Raw genomic sequence first — 15,550 nt, 5'->3', positions numbered from 1 at the left:
ACGGTGGTGTGAGAGGACAGGTAGGGAAATAATCCCTACCTTCCTACTCGATTTAGTGAAGCCACGGATTCAGGATTTATTTTTCCCGATTTGCGTCTTCACAAACCGGAATTATTCCAAAGTTATGCTTAAAGGTATAACCCTACTTTTACTTCTATTAATTTACTCGTATTGTTCTCTCCTTAGGCAGGTATAGTTTATTTAATAGAGAGAAGATAGCCTAAGCGATATATACCCAAGGGGAAAAGGATAGGGGACCTATTTCCATTTAATAGATCCAATTCCTAGATTCGTAATAAAAAACTAAGCACCGATTTTCGAGTTATTTTTGGACTACCCCGAGGCCTAGTTCTGGTGCTTCTTAGAGGAGTAATTTGTGGAGAAGGGATAACTAACTAATGGATTGTCAGATAAAATCGACCATGACTCAAAAGTTACACTCAGGTATGACTATTTATCCTGCGTGATTCCATGAGACCTTTGGAAATCAATTACAGACACGAACTTATTTTACCGAAAACATCCTTTTGTGTGTTTGGATAGCTAGGAATTGAGGAGGTATGCTTAGTTTTACTGCATTAGTCTCTAGCTGTTTTAGTATGAAGTATCTGATTTTAACCTCCTTGCTTGTACTTTCTTTCAGCTTTTGTATAGCCCAAGTGATGCATCAGGGAGCGATGAGTGAGATGGGCAACAATGGTTTTGCCCCTAGGATTGCTTTGGACTCCCTTCAGCGGTATGATGCTTTGGTAGCGCTCGGACCATTTGGAAAGATGCAGGGGGAAGTCACTGCTGTGGATGGTAAAGTATATGTATCCTCAGTCAAGTCTGACCAAGTAACTACTTCTTACAAATTGCAAGGGGGATCTCCATTCTTGGTTTATGCCAACGTTAGTAAATGGGAGAAGGTGAATTTGGATGGCACGGTGAATTCACTTCAAGAACTAGAGGCAGTCATTAAACAAACTGCACAAGCTCAAGGGATTGATTTGGGCCTTCCCTTTTTCTTTAAAGTTGAAGGGGTTTTTGATCAAATGTCCACACACATCCTCACTCCCAGAAGTCCTGAAATTAATGGTTATGTGCAGGGTCAAGATCGAAAGGTTTTTGAGCATGAAAATGAATTCGGCCAGTTGATTGGTGTCTTTTCGAGAGAAGGAAGAAGAATCTATACGCATCATGATTCGGATATTCATGTTCATTTTTTGTCAAAAAATGGAAATTACACCGGGCATTTGGATCAATTTTCCAGTGAGCTGAGTCGGGCTGTTATTTATTTCCCTTCCGAAATATTGAGATGATACCCCTTTCCTTTCCTCAAAAAGGGATATCTTAACAGCCGCTTGGTTTTGGTTAGTGAATAGTTGTCCTTATGAAATCGAGCATGACCAAAGCGTCACCCAGGGGTATAATTGTTATCAAAGCGGAGATTCCAGGTGACCTCTAAAAACAAATTATAGAAATTGATTAGCGGGCGAATCAAACTAACGCATGAACCTGGTCAAAAGGATAGTTTAGAGAATGAGTGTACTCATTTTCGGAAAGTTCTAATGCAGGGTTTTCGTCAATGCAAGTGTTTCCTGCTGATCAGGAGACCACGGATTTAATTCCCTACGCTGCTGGTAATGTTTGGGGGATTAGGGTCGGTGAAGAGTCCTTGACCAAAAACTTGAGACGCATCGGTTCTGAAACGTATTTCCATAAAATTTGATTTGACAAAACCAGTAGAAACTCCCCGGGCCCTTTGGGGCTGTAAAAATGAATAAAATATGAACGTACAATTAATCCAACTCTGGAAAGAAGGAAGGACTCGCTTTACCAACTTGTTGGATAAAATCACGGAAGCAGATTTGGTTAAAAAACATGGAGGGAGTCCCAATTCAGCGGGTTTTTTAATCCGTCATATTGCTGAGGTTGAATTGCTCTTTGCGAAGAATGTTTTTGGATTTTCTGAGGTGAAAATTACAGCAAAAACGCTGATCGCAGGAAAGGATACCGGGGAATGGACAAGTCTTGATGAGCTGAAGCAATTTTCGACTTATGCAGCAGAGATGCTAGAAAAAGCGATTTTGGCCCAGGAAGATTGGTCAGCATGGATAGAAACTAAAGAGTTTGGGAAAAAGACAAAGGCAGCAGCTTTTGGAAGAATTGTGACCCATACTGCCTATCATTCCGGTCAGTTGGCTTTGATTCTCAACTATGGGAATTAACTCTTTTACTCTTAGTCTAGAGAATCTAAATTTTAATTGGTGGCTTTTATCTTTTACCTACTCAATAGTAATATAATCTTCTCATTCCCTGGAAACTGGGTAAGTAAGTCTTTTCTTTTCAAAAGTTCAAAATCCTTGAAATCAAATCCCGGTGCAACCACACAGGAAACTAAAGCATAGCTGTTTGTTTCATCCACCGTACTCCCAAAAATCATTTTGGCCGGAACAAGCTGTTGAGGTTTGCAATTCCTTCTTCCGATCGGCCCGAGCTGGAGCATTTCATAGCCACTGTGATTTAATACATGGACCGTCAATGGACTTCCCTCATGCCAAAACCAATGCTCATCACTTTGAATCCGGTGAAAATGGGAAACGTCCTCCGAGCGGAGTAAAAAATAAATCACTGTCATCAAGCTTCGCTCTCCATTTGCAGTCATGATCGTCTCTGGGGACCGGTAGGTTTCCACGTAAAAACCTCCCTCAGGATGTGGCTTCATTGCTAACTCTTCGACGAGCTGAGTAATGCGGGCTTGGCTTGTCATACCGTATAGGCCTTTTGTAAGATAGAAACAATTCGCTCCGCTGTTTTCCCATCCCAAAGCGGAATTCCTTGGTATTGCTTCCATTCCCCGTCCATAATTTTTTCCAAGTAGGGCTTCAGTTTGGCAGGATCTGTCCCGACAAGTTCATTGGTGCCAAGATGAATGGTTTCGGCCCGTTCGGTGTTGTCTCGGAGCGTGATACAGGGCACGTTCATCACTGAGGCTTCTTCGGTAATTCCCCCCGAATCGGTAATCACAGCTTTGGCATTTTTGACCAGGTAATTGAATTCCAGATAGCCCAAGGGTTCACACATGTGAAGGCGGTCATCTTGAATTCCGATTGCTTCCAGGTTTTTGGCAGTTCGGGGATGCACCGGGAAGACAATGGGTAAATCACCCGTACCCTCTAAAATCGCCTGAATCATCGCTTTGAGTTTATGTTCTTGATCCACATTGGCAGGGCGGTGCATGGTCATGACAAAATAATTTCGAGGGTTCAGCTGTTTAAATAATTCGCCCTCGGGCTGTTGGAGTCGAGGCAAATTGGCCAGAAGCGTATCGATCATGGTATTTCCTACAAAGTGGATTTTTTCTTCGGCGAAGCCGCTTTTTCGAAGGTTTTCATTGGCGATTTCGGAGGTGGTAAAAAAATGATCTGTGATCGAGTCAGTGACCATGCGATTGATTTCCTCTGGCATCGTTAAATCACCCGAACGAATCCCCCCTTCCACATGAGCTACGTCTATACACAATTTTTTTGCTGTGATCGAGCAAGCGAGGGTACTGGTCACATCGCCGACGACAAGCACCAAATCGCATGGGTTTTCCATCAATTCCTTTTCAAAAGCCACCATGATGGCAGCTGTTTGCTCGGCTTGTGTACCCCCACCACCGCCGAGGTTGGCATGAGGCTCGGGAATATTAAGCTGCTCAAAAAAGTCTCCCGACATCTTTTTGTCATAATGTTGTCCAGTATGGATGAGTCGAAAATGAAGATCGGATAGGGTTTGTTGTTGCTTTTGAAAAGCATGGATAATTGGAGCGATTTTCATAAAATTTGGTCGCGCCCCGGCGACAAGGGTAAAAGTCGGCATGATACTGGTAGAATTTGTTGCAAAAATAAGCATTCAATTATAGTGCTAGGGATAAATTGAAGAAAAATGCTTCGTCCGTTTTAGCGCCTTTTTCGTTTATTTGTAGACTGTTAAAAAAATTATTACGTGTACATGAATTTTGGAGGTAGAAAAAGGATAGTTACTCTATTCTTATTTTTCGGGTTGATGATCAGTATGAATTCCTGTACCGATACGCTGGAATCCACCGTCGTGGTCTATGAAAATGATTTTTCGGATTTGGATTTGGCAGGATTTGAAAACGGGAAGCTTTTTATTTTTCAAAATGATACGATTGCGGGATTTTATCATAATGATACAGTTGCCATGCGTCTGAGCGATTTACCTACGCACAATGTTTTGAAGATCACGACTGAAATCCTAATCCATGACACTTGGGACGGCAATGCCGATGATGGAATCGGAGGACCAGACTATTGGTATTTTGGAATTGATAATCAAGAGGTGTTTCGGACTACTTTTTCCAATTCCCCTTGTGAATCGACTTATTGTCTTTATCAGTCTTATCCCAATGATTATTTCAGGCAGAATCGTCCCAAGCAAGGCTCGACTCAAACCAATATGCCAGGATTGTGTCTATTTGGAGCTTTTCCGAATTACACCACTCGGTACCGTATTTCAAAATTGATTCCCCATCGGAATCCAAATGTGCGCATATTTTGGAATAGCGATTTGAGAAACGAGGGAATTGCTGACCCGGTCTGTGATGAATCTTGGTCGATCGCAAGCGTTACTGTGGAAGCACTAGTAGTGAACTGATGATGAGAAAGAAAAAAATATATAGTAAGCTACTTCCCATTTTGTTCTTTTTTGGGCTGGCAATTCCCGTTTCAGGACAGACCATCCCGGTAGGGATGCCCTTTTTGGACGATTATTTACGTAGGGCTCAGCTTATAGGTAAGGTGGATTCTTCAGCCTCCTGGATGATTCGGCCCCTTTATCCTACGGAAGTTTTTGGAGTAAAGGATGGATTTGACTTAGACAGTTCAGTGGTGGACTTTGACCGGAGTGGTGTTCATCACAAAATCCAAATTGACTCTGTTGGTCAATTGAAGTTTTTACTGCTTCCAGCAAGCTACCGGATGCAGTTTAATTCCAATTATGCCTTTGGTGTCAACGATGGTGCGATGATTCCGAACAGGGGCTTGCAACAGGTGTACAGCATTGGGGGATTTGCGGAATTGGGCAATTTTTCCCTTCAGCTCCAACCTGAATTTTTAATCGCTCAAAACAAGGATTACATCGGTTTTCCAATCGAGCATCAGGCAACGATTCTTTTCTACTATGAATACATGAACCGGATCGATATGCCAGAGCGCTTTGGGACAAGGTCTTTCAATAGGCTTTATGCCGGTCAGTCCAGTTTTCGCTTCAATTACAAGGAATATTCTCTTGGCCTATCCACCGAAAATCTCTGGTGGGGGCCCGGTAGGCGTAATTCCCTTTTGATGGGAAATAATGCGCCTGGATTTTTGCATTTTACAGTCAATACACGAAGGCCCGTCCAAACCAAAATTGGATCTTTTGAAGGACAATTGATTTCTGGTTTTCTGAAATCCACAAATTTTCTTCCTCCTCATCCCGATTATACCATTCAGCAAAATCCGGTTTTGATTCCCAAGCGGGAAAACGGGAAACGCTACCTTTCGGGTTTGGTATTGACCTACCAACCCAAGTGGATTCCGGGCTTATTTTTAGGCTATGGCTCGACTAGTCAAGTTTATCGAAATGAGATTTCCGAACTTGCGGATTTGTTGCCCATTTTCAATGGAAGAAAGGGTCCGGAAAATGTATTTGACCCCATTCGGAATAAAAGGCAGCAATTTAGTTCGGGGTATTTTCGCTGGCTGAGTCAGGAGGGTCATTTTGAGTTTTATGGAGAGTACGGGACTCGGGGAAATAGTCGGGTCTTGGAAGATTTTCTGATTACTCCTGAAAAGGGAAGAGCCTTCACCTTTGGCTTTTCCCACTTGATGCCGCTGAAAAAGCAGGGTCGATATTTTCAGATCAGTTCGGAAATGACGCAGAGTGGGCAAACCATACGGGAAGAAATCCGCCAAATGCGGACCTGGTACATTCACGATCATATCCGGCATGGATACACGCATCAAGGGCAGGTTTTGGGAATTGGAAATGGACCGGCAAGCAATCAGATTTTTGTGGAGTTTGCCTGGGTAGACAAGATGAATCGGATCGGATTCCAGTTTGAACGGATCGTGTACAACAATGACTTTTATTACTATCGCTACGAAGCGTCCAAGGACTTACGAAATAAGTATGTGGATTTAGTCCCTTCGTTGGTGGCCGATTGGAGATTTGACAATATTCTGTTGAGCGGAAGATTTCAGTATGTCAATACGCTGAATTACAAATGGTATTTGGAAAATGATCCTGATCAGTACTTCGTTCCGGGATACGACCGGAAGAATTTTGTAGCTCAGCTGAGTGTAAGTTATTTGTTCAAGTAAAATTTTAGATCCGTATTTTTGAGCCTTGGAAAATGGAGCGGACTTAACCCAGCGTGGAAGGTTTATTCAAGTAGGCTTAGGTCACCGTTGCTCAAAGAGGACAAGGCATCAGACCTGATTTTCAAAGTAGATTTGGTCTGCGAAAAAGTTTCTAAAAATCAGAAAAATTATGAAAGCAGAAAAAGACAAAGTGGTTGCGATCTCCTATCACTTGCGGGTGGATGATGGAGAATCGGGGCCGGTGGATTATGAGTCAGTCAGGGCTGAACAGCCCTTTCATTTCTTGATGGGACATCAAAACATCCTTCTCAAACTTGAAGAAGTTCTGGTCGGCAAAACAGTCGGTGACCGCTTTGAGGTGTTTATTGACTTCGAAAACGCCTATGGGGACTATGATGAATTTAAAACAGCTGTTATTCCCAAGGCGAATTTCAAAGAAGATGGGAAGAAAAACAAGGAGTTATTGAAGGTAGGTAAGGTGATCCCTATGCAAGATGATAAAGGCAATCAGATGCGTGGAGAAATTACCAAAGTGGATTACCGAGGCGTACACATGGACTTCAATCACCCTTTGGCAGGAATGGATCTGCATTTTGAAGGTAAAATTGAATCCATTCGAGAGGCCGACCCAGAAGAAATAGAACACGGACATGTTCATGGGCCGGGTGGCCACGCCCATTGATTTAAAGAAAAATGCCAATGCCCTGTCGCGTAGATAGGGCATTTGTCGTATTGGGGAAGATTTTTGAATCCATTTACTTTGAGAGCTTTTCGAACCAAGCTCATGCTATGAAAATTCCATTATTAATCCAACGGGTAGCCTTAATTGCTTTCTTTATTGCCTTTATGATTTAAGGGGCTCAAAGTGAGGATATTATTTTTTTAATAATCTGAACCCTTAGGGGTGAGGGTTTCAGATTTGGGTCTCTATCCATTCGATAGAGGCCTTTTTTAGTTCAAGGGAATGTGTGCCTGATTTTATTTTTTCTGGCTTAGGGCCAATTTCTTCAGACCAGCGATCCGGTCAGCAGGATAAAGTTGGTAAGCCTTTTCCAGCTGATCAACCGCGATATCGAAGGATTGCTCATTGAAATGCGCAATGGCGTCATTGTAATATTGTAGACCGGCGAGCTGTTGAAGGTCCACTTTTCTAAAAATACCATTGTCCGAATCATCGAGCGCAGGAGCTCCTAACCGTTGAGTTAAGGCAAGGCCTTGGTTTTCTGATTCTCCTTGATAATTGGCCAAGTACTTTTTCACTTCGGTAGCAGAGGTAATCATTCCTCCGATGGGAAGTGTGCTCTCCAGGATAATGGTGGACCCATTTAATTGGGTGGTAATAAATACATGGTAATCGGTTTCGATGATAGCATAGTCAAAGCCGTATTGATCGAGTATCATCGCCAAAGTGGCCGAACCACTGACGCAATCAAAGGATCCGTCTTGAAGCATTTGATTGAAACTGGAATGCTGTGCGTAGGTTTTAAATAAATATTTATGGCTTTTTTCAAAGATCGTGCGGAGTAATTTAAGACCAACTCCAGTTCGTTTAAATTTCTTTTCAGTAGCCGTGAGAACTTTTTGCCAAGCATCAGTTGGGGTATGGTCATTGGCATGTACGGCCAAAAATAAGGGGTAGGGGTTTGCCTCTTTAATTCCTTTTTCCCACATGTTTTTCTCCAGATCAGTCTCAAAAACTACTTCTGCAACACCTTCCTGGGCCAAAGCTGAAAAGCTAAGGCCAGAAAGGAAAACCAAAAGAGCCAGTACTGAGCGCGTCATGAAGTAAAGATAATGTTACTAATTATACTCTAAAATTAACAATTTGTTAACATTAGAAAAACATTTTCTTAACTTTTTTAGTCTCTGATGCTCCTTAATCTATTGATGATGATAGGGTTCGCCTTTCAAAATGGTCATTGCTCGATAAAGCTGCTCAATAAAAAACGGGCGGATCATTTGATGGGAAAAGGTCATTTTAGAAAGTGAGATTTTGCTTTGACCACGATTGTAGACTGCCTCTGAAAAACCATAGGGCCCACCGATTACAAAAATAAGTTGCTTGACTCCGCTATTCATTTTCTTTTGGAGGAACTGCGAATATTCCACCGAACTGAACATTTTTCCCCCTTCGTCCAGAAGAATTAATTCATCTGAAGGGAGTACTTTTTTTAAAATTAGCTCCCCTTCCTTCTCTTTTTGCTGGGCTTCTGAGAGCGATTTGGTGCTTTTGAGATCAGGGATGAGCTCCAGCTCGAACTTGATGTAAAAATTCAGCCGCTTGGAATAGTCATCGATCAGACGTTGAATGGCTTGATTGTCTGTTTTTCCGATTGCAATGAGTTTGATAAGCATACTTAAAGATAGGAATTCGTTAAAAACGTTGGCTTGCCCTAGGTCTTTTTGATTTAGGATAAGGAAGTTTTGAGGTCTTAGAAAAGAAAAGAAATTTCTTTTTGGTGTATAATTCCCCTTTTGAGGGTCTGGAGGCAGATTAATTTATTTTGTTGAATTATTATAATTAAAATTTAAACAAAAAGGCTAAGTGGCTGTTTTTCTTACTATAAACCAAAAACTCTTAACTGTCATGAAAAAATTAACAAGTCTTTTATTGGTCGCAATGTTTTTTGTTGCGTCTGCCTTTGCTCCAAGAGCCGAAGAAGTACACGAAGTAGAGGCTGATATCGTCGATTTGGCGGTAAGCACTGAATTCCTTTCCACCTTGGTTGCTGCGGTGAAAGCAGGTGATTTGGTGGATGTATTGAAAGGAGATGGACCATTTACTGTTTTTGCTCCAACCAACGATGCGTTTGCGAAACTGCCAGCTGGAACGGTTGAAAATTTGTTGAAGCCTGAGAATAAGGATCAATTGGTGAAAGTTTTGACCTACCATGTAGTGCCTGGAAAAATCATGTCTTCGGATCTGAAGAATGGTCAGAAAGCAAAAACGGTACAGGGTGGAGAAATCACGGTGACATTAAAGGATGGAAAAGCCATGATCAATGATGCTACAGTAACAGCTGCGGATATTGAAGCTGACAATGGTGTAGTTCACGTAATTGATACGGTGATTCTTCCTGCCATGTAATTCTGAGTTAAAAAACACAAAAGCCTTCGAAATTCATTTTCGAAGGCTTTTTTATGCAATAAATTTTATTTCATCAGCTCTTTTCGCTTGAGAATCGTTTCCAAAAATTTTCGGTCGTTGTCCGAATTAAAGATCCGAAAAGGAAGATGAATAAACTGAGCTTTGGACATGTACAGAACAAAAGCGTCCTTTTTTAATTCCGCCCTTTTGATCATATTCCACTGTACGGGCATTCCCTGCTTGGTGTTGATTTTCATCAAAATTTGACGGGAATCAATCTCATAGGCTAGCTTTTCAAAGATGACCTTATTCTGTTCCATTTGGGTCACCCCGGTAAACTGAATTGCCCAAAACAAGACGTAAAGCCCGTAGGCAATCAAGGCTCCGATGATCCACCAAATGGAAGCGATCCAGAAATATCCGCAGCAAATAGCCAAGGCGATTAAGATGACCCACCACTGTTCTTTGAGTACAGTTGCAAGTCCCATTTTAATGTAGGTACCCGTCGGTAATTGATATTTTTTGGTTTTTACAATCATCACTTTACTTTTTCAGAGCGCAAATATCCATCTATCCGAGGGATAAAACAAGCCGGGAAAAATCATTGATTGGGGCTTGACTGTAAAACAATTGGGACATTCATTGATTTAAAACCTATAGTATAGTATATTTTAACAAATTTTTGAGCATGAGTAGTTTACTGATCAACCTTTTTCTGGCGGGATTTGCTTACGTAATCGTCATTTACTTTGTGGCGATGATGACTAAGAATGCGCTAAAAAAGGACAAGCCTAATGGAGATGATGGAGATGGGGGAATCGAGAATCAAAAGCCTCCACATATTGATTTGCCTCCGGGGGTAGTTTGGCCAGGTCAGGGCCCTATTCAAAAGCCGGTTAGGGAACCCTTGGAGGTTTAATGGCATTTATCGCAGGTTCCCTGTACCAGTAGATTCATTTCTCTTTTTTTGAATCCGTCAGGTAGTTTGACTGAGGGAAGACTGATAGTTTCCAAACAGGTCGTTTCTCCACAAATCTCACATTTGAAATGCACATGCTCATGATCGTGATCATGTGCATCTTGATGAGCACATAAGGCGTATTTGGTCGATCCGCTGTCATCGAGGACCTTGTGAATAATGTCTTGCTCCAAGAACGTGTTAAGAGTCCGATAAATAGTCACCCGATCAAATTGATTGTTTAGACTTTCTTCCAAGTCACTATGAGCTAAGGCGACTTGTTTGCGAAGAAATTCCCCGATGATTTCCAAGCGACAGTCTGTCACTCGAAGCTTATGGCTTTTTAAAATGGTATGTGCTGTACTCATGGCTTATTGTTCCTCCAAATTTACGCAATTCAGCTTTCACAAAAAAAGGCGCCCAATCGGACGCCTTTAAGGGATGGAGGATTGCTTTTCCTAGTTTATTGAGGATCTAAAATCATTTCAATTCGCTCAGAAAGGTCTTCCAAATGAAGTTTTGACATGCGGTCCGAAGTCCGTCCGATCGCGGCGTTGATTTGACGCTGCAGGGTTTTCAGTTCCCCTCTTGCAATGGGTCTGATGTCTGATTGAGAGGCATTGATTTGAGGTCCAACAAATCTTCTAAACGCTGCAGGAAGCTCAGGCTCGTCTCCGGTCAGCATCAATTCAAGTCGCTCTATGTGGGCTCTTTGAAGTGATCTGCGGTGTACATCAATCGTACGGCCTCCAGCAAGCTCGCCCCAGATTCCACTTCTCAGATCATCAAATAACTCAGTGATGCTGTAAGCTTCATCTCCATTTATTGCCTCATTTTCAATCACCCGGCCGAGTCTGCCCCATTCCAGAATACCATTTAGTGTTCCTACCTGCAAACCTCTGATTCTTTCCAAAGCTCCAAAGTCACCCGTTCTGGCGATGATTTGATCATTCATCAACCAATCCGGAGTTGCAAATAGATTTTCGTTCAAGAAACGTACTGCTGATTTTTGCATTTCCTTGGAATTATGTGTGTAAACCGGCTCATCCTGTCCAGATGCTTTATACACTTCCATGACGCCCCCTACATGGGTTCTGACATGTCCCATGTATCGGTTAAACTGACCGAGAACTTGTCCATACATTTCTTCCAAATCACTGAAATCTTTGAAAGGCTTGTCTTCCTCAGCGGTCCATTCCATTAAGTTTGGCATGATACGCTTTAAGTTGGCGATACCGTATTCAGAAGCTTTCATCGAATTGTCTCCCAAATCTTCACTTTGGGTAGTGGGATCATAGGAGTTACCCTGACGACCATATCGGTAGATTGGATCACCTTGCTTTTCCATGATCCACTGATCAAGGATAGGCTGTTCTTCTTCTGGACTGCTGGCCTCTGGAATAGGTCGGTATCCCCATGCCACCGCATATTTGTCATAGGGTCCCACGTCTGGCATCAGGCTGACACCTTCGTCTTCTGGCTGAGCGACATAGTTGAATCGTGCATAGTCCATGATTGAAGGTGCAGTTCCCATTTCTTTGGTAAATGCTGCATCGCGTAGTTTTTCTACGGGATAGGCATGTGAGGAAGCAAAGTTATGGGGAAGACCTAAGGTATGCCCTACCTCGTGAGCGGACACAAAGCGGATCAATCGGCCCATTACCTCGTCCTTGAACTGTACGCTTCTCGCCTCAGGATTGACGGCAGCCGTTTGGATGAAGTACCAATTTCTAAGGAGGTTCATTACATTGTGATACCATCCGATATCGGATTCTATGATTTCTCCTGATCGAGGATCAGAAACGTGAGGTCCGTAGGCGTTTTGAATGTCTGAAGCAAAATATCTAATTACCGAATAGCGCGCATCTTCTGGGCTCCAGGTTGGATCTTCCTCAGGAGTGGGAGCCTCTTTTGCAATGATGGCATTCTTGAACCCTGCAGCCTCAAATGCTTTCTGCCAGTCTTCCACACCTTGCTTGAGGTAAGGTACCCATTTTTTAGGTGTAGCCGGATCGATGTAATAAACGATTTGCTTTTTAGGCTCCACTAATTCACCTCGCTTAAACTTCTCCATGTCTTCCGGCTTTACTTCCAGTCTCCATCGGTCAAGGTATCTTCTAGACTCGGCTTTTTGTGCATCTGCACCATAGTCTACGTACGATCTGCTAAACCAACCCACCCGGCGGTCGGCTAGTCGTTGCATCATAGGCTCTGCTGGCAAAAGGACCATGGAAGAATTCATTTCCAAAGTAATCAATCCTGTGCTGCTGTTGGATGGCGGGTTTTGCGCCGCATAGGTCATCACATAGCGAGCTTCGATATTGATGGGGTAGGTGTGAATATGTTCAATGTAAGAGCGCTCGGTATCCAGTCGCTGTACTCTGTATTGGGTTCTTCTATTTCGCTGAAGACCCAATGCCGGAACATCTTTGGCAAAAAGATCCGTTGCCTCAATCACGGTTCCGGTGGAATCAGTTCCTCTGGATTTGACATCGAAACGTTGAAGGATTGGCTCCAAATTGGAGTTTTTTACAGCCATGGCAATGGGCAACGAATCTGCAGCATAATTATCCACCGAGACTACTCTGAGTAGAACATTGTCTTTATCCTTTTCCCACCGTAGCATCAGGGTATTGGTGCGTTCGCCTCCATAACCAATTCCATCAGCAGTTTTGGCAATCGTGGTCACCATCAGCATATCCCGACCAAAAAGAGAATCTGGGATCTCATAAAAGTATTTATCCTCAATCTGATGAACTTTGAATAAGCCATCCTTCGATTCGGCCTCTTTGGTGATCACCTCTTTATAGGGCTTTGGCCCTTTGGTATTGGAAGGTTTGGCTGGGGCGCTGGCAGCAGGAGTATTTTTAGCATCTTTTTTCTTCTTTCTTTGGGCAAAACTGTCCTCAGAATAGAACATGACTCCAAAAACTCCTACTACCAACATCAATCTCTTTAGAAATTTGGGTAGTGTCATTTTCATGTTTAATTGTTTTATTTTGGAGATAAAATAACCTTCAAAAACTGGGATAGGACGCTTTTCAAACTTAATTTTTGATGGGCGGTTATGAAATCAAATTAAAGGCAATTTTGTGCAAAAAAGAAGAAGAATAGGAGTGATAGGCGGAGGGCTATCCGGATTGGTTTCGGCGAGTTTACTGGCCAAATCCGGACATGAGGTTTCCTTGTTCGAAAAAAAACAATATCCTTTCCACCGGGTCTGCGGAGAATATATTTCCAATGAAGTCATCCACTTTTTAAATCGGGAGGGATTTTACCCCCATCAAATCGATACTCCGAAGATTGAGAATTTTGAGTTTTCCGATACTTTAGGAAAAAGGACCCAATTGAAGCTTGATTTAGGTGGCTTTGGAATCAGTAGGTTTGTTTTGGATCATTGGTTGATGGAGAAGGCAAGGGAATGTGGGGTTGAAGTTTTGGAGGGTGCCCATGTAACTGAGGTGAATTTTAATGCCAAGGAAGACCAATTTGAGCTGGAATTAGCCAGTGGCGCACGATATCAGGCAGACTTTGTTATTGGTGCTCATGGCAAACGATCTAAAATCGATAAGGTGCTTAATCGCGCTTTTATTCAAAAACGCAGTCCCTACATCGGCGTTAAGTATCATATCAGAGCTAATTTGGACCCTAAGGTTGTGGCCTTGCATAATTTTGAAGGGGGCTACTGCGGCGTAAATGCAATCGAAGATCAAAAGTTTAACTTGTGTTATTTGGGAAGCCGTGAGCAGCTCAGGTACTTTGGGACAATCGAAAAAATGGAAGAAAAGATTCTTTGGAAAAATCCCCTGCTCAAGTCGATTTTTACCAAAAGTGAATTTCTTTTGGATAGACCCGAGGTCATTAATGAGATCAATTTTGAATCCAAAAACCCGGTAGAAAATCACCTGCTCATGGCAGGAGATTCCGCTGGATTAATTACCCCACTTTGTGGAAATGGAATGGCCATGGCAATCCATGCGGGAAAATTAGCCGCTCAAGCCATTCAGTCAGGAGGAAGCCGGACGGAAGTAGAGCAGATTTATCAGACTAACTGGAACATGCAGTTTAGGCAGCGATTGATGGTGGGGCGCTGGGCGCAGAAGCTCTTTGGCTCTTCCTTTTCCTCCCGGTTTGCCTTTCACCTATTGGATAAAAGTCCCTTTTTGGCACAAAAAATTATAAAAAACACACATGGGACTCCATTTTAATATCCTTGAACAGCCTGCATTATCTGGGTATTTTCCAGAAAATAATAAATAAAAAATCCATTCAAAAGAACCGCAGAGATGGCGTTCATCCCCATTGTCCAGGAGTAGTTGGCGTATTTTTGGGGATTTTGTCTCACAAAATAAAACCAAAGCATAAAATATAACACCACCGGAAGCATGGATGCCAAATACACCCAAAGTATTGATTCTTGATTTCTACTTAGAAAAAACCAAGCAAACCCTCCTGCGGTCAGCAGAAAAAAGAAAGAGGAAAATGCAAAAGTTCCCTTTACTCCCAATTTTCTGCTCAGGGTTAAATCATTTCTTTTGGCGTCTTCTTCATGTTGATAAACTTGTGTCAGTGGATAATTAGCCCACAGCATCAAGGAGGTTAACATGCCCGGGAAGATGACATGGGGTTTCAAAAGGACATCCCAACCAAAGTCGCTCAATCCTGCATAAGCCATCCCAAAAGTGAAAAATCCCTGAAATAACCCGGCTACAAACCAACTCAGCCATGGGTATTTTTTTAGTCGGATGCTTGGATGACTATAGGCCATACTCACCAGGCCGTAAGCCAAAATCATCGTTGCAAATGCAAGGCTTATTTTCAACGCCATTCCTAGTGCAATCACAAAAAACACCAAAGAAACCCAATAAAGATCAGGGGTGACTTTGGGTGGGTTTTTGATGCCTCCGATGCTTTTTTCATCCTTGTCAAAATAGCTGTTGTAGCCATTGCTCGAAGGGTATAAGAAAATATGCAAAATAAGAAAAACGAGTAAAATTCGCTCGCTATCGAGATTAGGGCTAAATGCCAATGAAAAAAGAAATACCGGAAGGAGAAATAGAGAAAAGGGAATCCGAAGGTGCTTGATGCTGGAATTGGTGATCATGGGCTTTAGTAGATTGAATTGATAACCTTCTTGGAGTAGGGTGGTTT

The 15,550-nt window shown here is 42.5% G+C and carries 16 protein-coding genes; 8 read left to right on the top strand and 8 right to left on the bottom strand.

Annotation, left to right across the window (positions count from 1 at the left end):
- Positions 1-599 precede the first annotated feature (599 nt).
- Together Q0L00_RS18260 and Q0L00_RS18255 are read left to right on the top strand one after the other, a co-directional pair.
- On the top strand, positions 600-1,301 hold the full coding sequence (locus Q0L00_RS18260; RefSeq protein WP_297338336.1) for an acetolactate decarboxylase: 702 nt from the start codon (positions 600-602) through the stop codon (positions 1,299-1,301).
- A gap of 468 nt (positions 1,302-1,769) precedes the next feature.
- Positions 1,770-2,210, top strand: coding sequence for a DinB family protein (locus Q0L00_RS18255; protein WP_297338335.1), 441 nt, complete (start codon positions 1,770-1,772; stop codon positions 2,208-2,210).
- Between the two features lie 53 nt (positions 2,211-2,263).
- On the opposite strand, the gene Q0L00_RS18250 is transcribed toward Q0L00_RS18255, so the two are convergent.
- Positions 2,264-2,752 carry a cupin domain-containing protein gene (locus Q0L00_RS18250; protein WP_297338334.1) on the bottom strand — a complete coding sequence of 163 codons (489 nt, stop codon included), beginning with the start codon at positions 2,750-2,752 and terminating at the stop codon, positions 2,264-2,266.
- Positions 2,749-3,846, bottom strand: a complete 1,098-nt coding sequence (gene wecB, locus Q0L00_RS18245; RefSeq protein WP_297338333.1) for a UDP-N-acetylglucosamine 2-epimerase (non-hydrolyzing) — start codon at positions 3,844-3,846, stop codon at positions 2,749-2,751. The genes Q0L00_RS18250 and wecB overlap by 4 nt, the downstream gene beginning before the upstream one ends.
- A gap of 186 nt (positions 3,847-4,032) precedes the next feature.
- On the opposite strand from wecB, the gene Q0L00_RS18240 reads away from it, so the two are divergent.
- The 3 genes from Q0L00_RS18240 (at position 4,033) to Q0L00_RS18230 (ending at position 7,035) form a co-directional block, all read left to right on the top strand.
- Positions 4,033-4,644, top strand: coding sequence for a hypothetical protein (locus Q0L00_RS18240; RefSeq protein ID WP_297338332.1), 612 nt, complete (start codon positions 4,033-4,035; stop codon positions 4,642-4,644).
- Positions 4,644-6,353, top strand: coding sequence for a capsule assembly Wzi family protein (locus Q0L00_RS18235; protein WP_363318566.1), 1,710 nt, complete (start codon positions 4,644-4,646; stop codon positions 6,351-6,353). Before Q0L00_RS18240 ends, Q0L00_RS18235 begins: the two co-directional genes overlap by 1 nt.
- A gap of 169 nt (positions 6,354-6,522) precedes the next feature.
- A complete protein-coding gene (locus Q0L00_RS18230; RefSeq protein ID WP_297338331.1) occupies positions 6,523-7,035 on the top strand; it encodes an FKBP-type peptidyl-prolyl cis-trans isomerase in 513 nt (170 codons plus the stop codon).
- Positions 7,036-7,331: 296 nt separating this feature from the next.
- Here Q0L00_RS18230 and Q0L00_RS18225 read toward each other — a convergent pair whose 3' ends face one another.
- Together Q0L00_RS18225 and rlmH are read right to left on the bottom strand one after the other, a co-directional pair.
- Positions 7,332-8,135 (bottom strand): hypothetical protein, encoded by an 804-nt coding sequence (locus Q0L00_RS18225; RefSeq protein WP_297338330.1) that lies wholly within the window; start codon positions 8,133-8,135, stop codon positions 7,332-7,334.
- A gap of 99 nt (positions 8,136-8,234) precedes the next feature.
- Positions 8,235-8,708, bottom strand: a complete 474-nt coding sequence (gene rlmH, locus Q0L00_RS18220; protein ID WP_297338329.1) for a 23S rRNA (pseudouridine(1915)-N(3))-methyltransferase RlmH — start codon at positions 8,706-8,708, stop codon at positions 8,235-8,237.
- 232 nt (positions 8,709-8,940) lie between these two features.
- Between rlmH and Q0L00_RS18215 the strand changes: the two genes are divergently transcribed.
- Positions 8,941-9,441, top strand: a complete 501-nt coding sequence (locus Q0L00_RS18215; protein ID WP_297338328.1) for a fasciclin domain-containing protein — start codon at positions 8,941-8,943, stop codon at positions 9,439-9,441.
- Positions 9,442-9,506: 65 nt separating this feature from the next.
- On the opposite strand, the gene Q0L00_RS18210 is transcribed toward Q0L00_RS18215, so the two are convergent.
- Positions 9,507-9,980: a YcxB family protein gene (locus Q0L00_RS18210; RefSeq protein WP_297338327.1), complete on the bottom strand. Its 474-nt coding sequence runs from the start codon at positions 9,978-9,980 to the stop codon at positions 9,507-9,509.
- A 149-nt stretch (positions 9,981-10,129) separates the two neighbouring features.
- Between Q0L00_RS18210 and Q0L00_RS18205 the strand changes: the two genes are divergently transcribed.
- The gene (locus Q0L00_RS18205; RefSeq protein ID WP_297338326.1) at positions 10,130-10,360 is read left to right on the top strand and encodes a hypothetical protein; all 231 of its coding nucleotides are present in this window, start codon (positions 10,130-10,132) and stop codon (positions 10,358-10,360) included.
- Here the strand turns inward: Q0L00_RS18205 and Q0L00_RS18200 are convergent.
- The gene (locus Q0L00_RS18200) at positions 10,357-10,767 is read right to left on the bottom strand and encodes a transcriptional repressor (protein WP_297338325.1); all 411 of its coding nucleotides are present in this window, start codon (positions 10,765-10,767) and stop codon (positions 10,357-10,359) included. The two genes, Q0L00_RS18205 and Q0L00_RS18200, sit on opposite strands and share 4 nt — an antisense overlap.
- A gap of 95 nt (positions 10,768-10,862) precedes the next feature.
- Positions 10,863-13,376 (bottom strand): zinc-dependent metalloprotease, encoded by a 2,514-nt coding sequence (locus Q0L00_RS18195; protein WP_297338338.1) that lies wholly within the window; start codon positions 13,374-13,376, stop codon positions 10,863-10,865.
- 115 nt (positions 13,377-13,491) lie between these two features.
- Between Q0L00_RS18195 and Q0L00_RS18190 the strand changes: the two genes are divergently transcribed.
- Positions 13,492-14,607 (top strand): NAD(P)/FAD-dependent oxidoreductase, encoded by a 1,116-nt coding sequence (locus Q0L00_RS18190; protein ID WP_297338324.1) that lies wholly within the window; start codon positions 13,492-13,494, stop codon positions 14,605-14,607.
- Here the strand turns inward: Q0L00_RS18190 and Q0L00_RS18185 are convergent.
- Positions 14,604-15,503: a UbiA family prenyltransferase gene (locus Q0L00_RS18185; RefSeq protein ID WP_297338323.1), complete on the bottom strand. Its 900-nt coding sequence runs from the start codon at positions 15,501-15,503 to the stop codon at positions 14,604-14,606. The two genes, Q0L00_RS18190 and Q0L00_RS18185, sit on opposite strands and share 4 nt — an antisense overlap.
- Positions 15,504-15,550: the final 47 nt, after the last annotated feature.

This window comes from Algoriphagus sp., assembly GCF_024305035.1.
Lineage (GTDB): Bacteria > Bacteroidota > Bacteroidia > Cytophagales > Cyclobacteriaceae > Algoriphagus.
The sequence above is the reverse complement of the archived record's forward strand: the minus strand, read 5'-3'. Positions and strand labels throughout refer to the sequence as shown.